The organism is Streptomyces sp. S3(2020) (assembly GCF_013044505.1).
GTDB lineage: Bacteria > Actinomycetota > Actinomycetes > Streptomycetales > Streptomycetaceae > Streptomyces.
On the sequence record NZ_JABERD010000360.1, the window covers coordinates 1 to 5,881 of the forward strand.

Genomic DNA, 5,881 nt, shown 5'->3' on the forward strand with positions numbered 1-5,881 from the left:
CCCCCAGGGCGACGACCCCCTCATCCCCATCGACACCCCGCACCGCCCGGACACCTTCTACGGTCTGTCCAAGTCCTTCGGCGAGGACCTCGCGCAGCTCTACTGGGACAAGCACGCGCTGGAGACCGTGTCGGTACGCATCGGCTCCTGCTTCCCCGAGCCCAGCAGCGTCCGCATGCTGTCGGTGTGGATGAGCCCGGCCGACGGCGCCCGCCTCTTCCACGCGGCCCTGACCGCCGAGGACGTCCAGCACACCGTCGTCTACGGCTCCTCCGCCAACACCCGCCTGTGGTGGGACCTCAGCACCGCCCGGGCGATCGGCTACGCCCCCCAGGACGACTCCGAGCAGTACGCCGAGAAGATCATCGCCGAGCAGGGCGAACTGGACCCGGACAACATCGCCCACGCCTACCTGGGCGGCCACTTCGTGAGCGACCCCCCGATCTGGCCGTACTGACATGACGTGATCACAGGAGGGGCGGGCACCGAACGGGCCCGCCCGTCGGCATGTTCGGGCACACGGCGATGGCACTGGAACGGGCGCGCCAGCGCCCTGCCAGGGGCGCGGGGAACTGCGCGACCAGCCACGACAAACCCGCAGCCGCCCCACAACCGCCCCACCCGAGCTCCTGGGCCCGCCCTGCCCGAACGGGCACAGACGGTCACTTTCACTCACGCAACAGACCTGGTCACCACCCCCCACCGGCTGTAGAACTTCCTCCAGAGGCCCGAACGGGCAACGGCAGCGAAGGAAGGCGGGTGACGAAAATGACCGGCACCGCGGAAGAACGCCACCGGCACATCGTCCACGCCGCCCGCGCAAGCGGTTCCGTCGACGTCAACGCCCTCGCCACCGAGTTGGGTGTCGCCAAGGAAACGGTGCGGAGGGATCTCCGCGCACTCGAAGACCACGGCCTCGTCCGCCGCACCCACGGCGGCGCCTACCCCGTGGAGAGCGCCGGCTTCGAGACGACGCTCGCCTTCCGGGCCACCAGCCACGTCCCCGAGAAACGCCGCATCGCGACCGCCGCGGCCGAACTGCTCGGGGACGCCGAGACGGTCTTCGTCGACGAGGGCTTCACCCCCCAGCTGATCGCCGAGGCCCTGCCCGGGGACCGCCCCCTGACCGTGGTCACCGCGTCCCTCCCGGTCGCCGGCGCCCTCGCCGAGGCGGAGAACACCTCCGTGCTGCTGCTGGGCGGCCGGGTCCGGCCCGGCACCCTGGCCACCGTCGACCACTGGACGACGAAGATGCTCGCCGGCTTCGTCCTCGACCTCGCCTACATCGGCGCCAACGGCATCTCCCGCGAACACGGCCTCACCACCCCCGACCCGGCGGTCAGCGAGGTCAAGGCGCAGGCGATCCGGGCCGCGCGCCGCACGGTGTTCGCGGGCGTCCACACCAAGTTCGGGGCGGTCAGCTTCTGCCGGTTCGCGGAGATCGGCGCGCTGGAGACGATCGTCACGAGCACCCTGCTCCCCACGTCCGAGGCCCACCGCTACTCACTGCTCGGGCCCCAGGTCATCCGCGTCTGAAAAACCAACTCACCACTCAATGCGGCACGCCACACCTTCTCGCGCCCTTTATCTCCCCAAAAGTCCAGGAGCGATCCATGCGAACCCAGAGCCGACGACGGCCACCGCGAGCCACGCTCGCCCTGGCCGCCGCAGGGACGCTGCTCGCCCCGCTGCTCTCCGGCTGCTGGGTCGGAGCCGGCGGGGCGGGGGCGGGCGGCGACTCGATCAACGTCCTCATGGTCAACAACCCCCAGATGACCGAGTTGCAGAAACTCGCACCCCGCTTCACCGAAGAGACCGGCATCAAGGTCAACTTCACCGTCCTGCCCGAGAACGATGTCCGCGACAAGATCAGCCAGGACTTCGCCAACCAGGCGGGCCAGTACGACGTGGCCACCCTCTCCAACTACGAGATCCCGATCTACGCCCGCAACGGCTGGCTGCACGAGATGGACTCCTACGTCGCCAAGGACCCGGCGTACGACGAACAGGACGTCCTCAAGCCGATGCGCCAGTCCCTGACCGGCGACGACGGCAAGCTCTACGGCCAGCCCTTCTACGGCGAGTCCTCCTTCCTGATGTACCGCAAGGACGTCTTCGCCGAGGCGGGCCTCACGATGCCGGCCCACCCCACCTGGACCCAGGTCGCCGACCTCGCCGCGAAGGTGGACGGCGCCGAGTCCGGCATGAAGGGCATCTGCCTGCGCGGACTGCCGGGCTGGGGCGAGGTGATGGCGCCCCTGACGACCGTCGTGAACACCTTCGGCGGCACCTGGTTCGACCAGAACTGGAAGGCCCGGCTCGACTCCCCCGAGTGGGAGAAGGCGACGAAGTTCTATGTCGACCTGGTCCGTGAGCACGGCGAGTCCGGAGCACCCCAGTCCGGCTTCGCCGAGTGCCTCAACAACATGACCCAGGGCAAGGTCGCCATGTGGTACGACGCCACGAGCGCGGCGGGTTCCCTGGAGGCCTCCGGATCTCCCGTCAAGGGCAAGGTCGGCTACGCCCCCGCCCCCGTCGAGGAGACCAGGTCCTCCGGCTGGCTCTACACCTGGGCCTGGGGCATCCAGGACGCCTCCCGCAACCCCGACAAGGCCTGGAAGTTCGTGTCCTGGGCGTCCGGCAAGCAGTACGAGCAGCTGGTGGGCGATGAGATCGGCTGGTCCAACGTCCCGGCCGGCAAGCGCGCGTCGACGTACACGAATCCCGCGTACGTCAAAGAGGCCGGCGCCTTCCAGGAGATGACCAAGGAGGCCATCGAAGGCGCGCGGCCCAACGACCCGGGGGTGCAACCGCGCCCCGCGCCCGGCATCCAGTTCGTCGGCATCCCCGAGTTCACCGATCTCGGCACCAAGGTCTCCCAAGAGATCAGCGCGGCCATCGCCGGACGCCAGTCCGTCGAGTCGGCGCTGGAGAAGTCCCAGCGGCTCGCCGAGAAGATCTCCGAGGAGTACGAGGGACGATGACAGCGACAACGACGGCCGCCGTGGCCGCGACTCCCCTACGCACCGCCCGCCCGCCCTCAACCCGGCTGCGCGACTGGGCCACCCGGGCCCCGCTCCTGCCCGCCCTGATCTTCATGATCGTGGTCACCCAGCTCCCGTTCGTGGCCACGCTGGTGATCTCGTTCTTCGACTGGAACGCCCTCTACCCCGACGCCCGCCGTTTCACGGGCATCGACAACTACCGCCAGGTCCTCACGGACGCGGACCTGCGCCACTCGGTGTGGACGACGGTCCTGCTGACAGCGACGGTGGTCGTGGTGAGCCTGGTCCTCGGCCTGGTCCTGGCGCTGCTCCTCGACCGCCGGTTCAAGGGCCGCGGAGTGGTGCGCACCTTGTTGATCGCCCCCTTCCTCGTGGTCCCGGTGGCGGCGGCCCTGCTCTGGAAGCATGTGCTCTACAACCCTGAATACGGCCTGCTGAACGGGCTGTTGCACTATGTGGGCGGCCCACAGCCGGACTGGATCTCGAACACCCCGCTGCTGGCGGTCGAAGCGTCCCTCGTCTGGCAATGGACCCCGTTCATGATGCTGATCCTGCTGGCGGGCCTGCAGAGCCGCGACCCCCAGCAGATCGAGGCCGCGAAGGTGGACGGCGCGAGCGACTGGCAGATCTTCCGCCATCTGACGCTCCCGCATCTGCGCCGCTATCTGGAGCTGGGCGCCCTGCTGGGCTCGATCTACATCGTCCAGAACTTCGACGCGGTCTTCACGATCACCTCGGGCGGACTGGGCACGGCGAACCTGCCGTACACCGTCTACCAGAGCTTCTACCAGGCCCACGAGAACGGCCTCGCCTCGGCCGCGGGCGTCCTGGTGGTCATCGGCTCGATCATCATCGCGACCTTCGCCCTGCGCGTGGTGTCGTCCCTGTTCCGTGAGGAGGCGGGTCGGGCATGAGCGCGACGACCGTACGTCGTAAGGGAGTCGGCCTCGGGCTGCTGGCCTGGCTCCTCGGTATCGGGTTCTTCCTCCCCATCGCGTGGATGGCCCTGACGTCCTTCCACTCGGAGGCGGACGCGGCGACCAACCCGCCCTCCTTCGGGGCCGCCCTCACCCTGGACGGCTACCGCGAGTTCTTCGGCACGGGCGGCGGCGCCAGCCCCTGGCCCGCGCTGATCAACTCGACGGTGGCGTCGCTGGCGTCGACGGCCTTCGTCCTGCTCCTGGCGCTCCCGGCGGCGTACGCGCTGTCGATCCGCCCGGTGAGGAAGTGGACGGACGTCCTGTTCTTCTTCCTGTCGACGAAGATGCTGCCGGTGGTGGCGGGGCTGCTGCCCATCTACCTGTTCGCCAAGAACACGGACATGCTCGACAACATCTGGCTGCTGGTCATCCTCTACACCTCCATGAACCTGCCGATCGCGGTGTGGATGATGCAGTCGTTCCTGGCCGAGGTGCCGGTGGCGATCATCGAGGCGGCCAGGGTGGACGGGGCGCGGCTCCCGACGATCCTCGCGCGCGTGGTGGCCCCGATAGCGCTGCCCGGAATTGCCGCGACAGCCCTGATCTGCTTCATCTTCAGCTGGAACGAGCTGCTGTTCGCCCGTGTCCTGACCGGAGTGGTGGCCGAGACCGCTCCCGTCTTCCTGACCGGCTTCATCACCAGCCAGGGGCTGTTCCTGGCGAAGGTGTGCGCCGCGTCGCTCGTCATCTCCCTGCCGGTGCTCGCCGCGGGGTTCGCCGCCCAGGACAAGCTGGTCCAGGGCCTGTCGCTGGGAGCCGTGAAATGAAGGCCGCCGTCATCGAGTCCGTGGGCCGTGCCGTCGTCGCCGAGGTCCCGGACCCGACGCCGGGTCCGCGCGAGGTCGTCGTCGAGGTCGCCGCGTGCGGTCTGTGCGGCACCGACCTGCACATCCTCCAGGGCGAGTTCGCACCGAAGCTGCCGATCGTGCCGGGGCACGAGTTCGCCGGGGAGGTGGTGGGGGTCGGGCGGCAGGTCACGGAGCTGTCGGTGGGCGACCGGGTGGCGGTGGACCCGTCCCTGTACTGCTACGAGTGCCGGTACTGCCGTACGGGCCACAACAACCTCTGTGAACGCTGGGCGGCGATCGGTGTGACCACGGCGGGGGGCGCGGCGCAGTACGCGGTGGCCCCGGTGGCGAACTGCGTACGGCTCCCCGAGCACGTCCGCACGCAGGACGCGGCCCTGGTCGAACCGCTCTCCTGCGCGGTCCGGGGCTACGACGTCCTCCAGTCCCGCCTCGGCGCCCATGTCCTGATCTACGGCTCGGGCACGATGGGCCTGATGATGCTGGAGCTCGCCAAGCGGACCGGCGCGACGAGCGTGGACATGGTGGACGTGAACCCGACCCGCCTGGAGACGGCCCGCACGCTCGGCGTCTCGGCGTCCGCCGCGAACCCGGACGAGCTGGACCGTCCCCAGGGCTGGGACCTGGTGATCGACGCGACGGGCAACGCGGCGGCGATCCAGGACGGCCTCGACCGGGTGGCCAAGGCCGGCACCTTCCTCCAGTTCGGCGTCGCCGACTACGCGACCCGCGTGACCATCGACCCCTACCGCATCTACAACCAGGAGCTGACGATCACCGGCTCCATGGCCGTCCTCCACAGCTTCGAACGAGCGGCGGAACTCTTCGCCACCGGCGTCCTCGACCCCGAGATCTTCATCAGCGACCGCATCCCCCTGGACCAGTATCCAGCGGCCCTGGACCAGTTCGCGGCGGGCGTCGGCAGGAAGATCGTGGTCGTGCCGTAGAGCCTTTCAAACGCCGGAGGGGCTGAGTCGGATCTTTCAGCCCGTCTGGGGGTGCCCCCTCTGGGGGAGTTTGAGGACGAGGCCCCTTCAGGGCCGAAGCGGGGGTCCGGGGGCGGCAGCCCCCGGGATGGGACGGGTAGGGG

Annotated in this window: 5 protein-coding genes and 1 pseudogene; all 6 read left to right on the plus strand. The window is 69.3% G+C overall.

Features of this window, described 5'->3' with window-relative positions; translation table 11 throughout:
• A pseudogene (locus tag HLK59_RS47500) lies at positions 1-457 on the plus strand (NAD(P)-dependent oxidoreductase); the annotation flags it as partial.
• 311 nt (positions 458-768) lie between these two features.
• Positions 769-1,536: a DeoR/GlpR family DNA-binding transcription regulator gene (locus HLK59_RS47505; RefSeq protein ID WP_171147913.1), complete on the plus strand. Its 768-nt coding sequence runs from the start codon at positions 769-771 to the stop codon at positions 1,534-1,536.
• A 77-nt stretch (positions 1,537-1,613) separates the two neighbouring features.
• Entirely contained in the window at positions 1,614-2,984 is a 1,371-nt protein-coding gene (locus HLK59_RS47510; RefSeq protein ID WP_171147909.1) for a sugar ABC transporter substrate-binding protein, read from the plus strand.
• On the plus strand, positions 2,981-3,919 hold the full coding sequence (locus HLK59_RS47515) for a sugar ABC transporter permease (RefSeq protein ID WP_171147910.1): 939 nt from the start codon (positions 2,981-2,983) through the stop codon (positions 3,917-3,919). Before HLK59_RS47510 ends, HLK59_RS47515 begins: the two co-directional genes overlap by 4 nt.
• The gene (locus HLK59_RS47520; RefSeq protein ID WP_171147911.1) at positions 3,916-4,752 is read left to right on the plus strand and encodes a carbohydrate ABC transporter permease; all 837 of its coding nucleotides are present in this window, start codon (positions 3,916-3,918) and stop codon (positions 4,750-4,752) included. The genes HLK59_RS47515 and HLK59_RS47520 overlap by 4 nt, the downstream gene beginning before the upstream one ends.
• On the plus strand, positions 4,749-5,738 hold the full coding sequence (locus HLK59_RS47525; protein WP_171147912.1) for a zinc-dependent alcohol dehydrogenase family protein: 990 nt from the start codon (positions 4,749-4,751) through the stop codon (positions 5,736-5,738). The genes HLK59_RS47520 and HLK59_RS47525 overlap by 4 nt, the downstream gene beginning before the upstream one ends.
• The last annotated feature ends 143 nt before the right edge of the window (positions 5,739-5,881 follow it).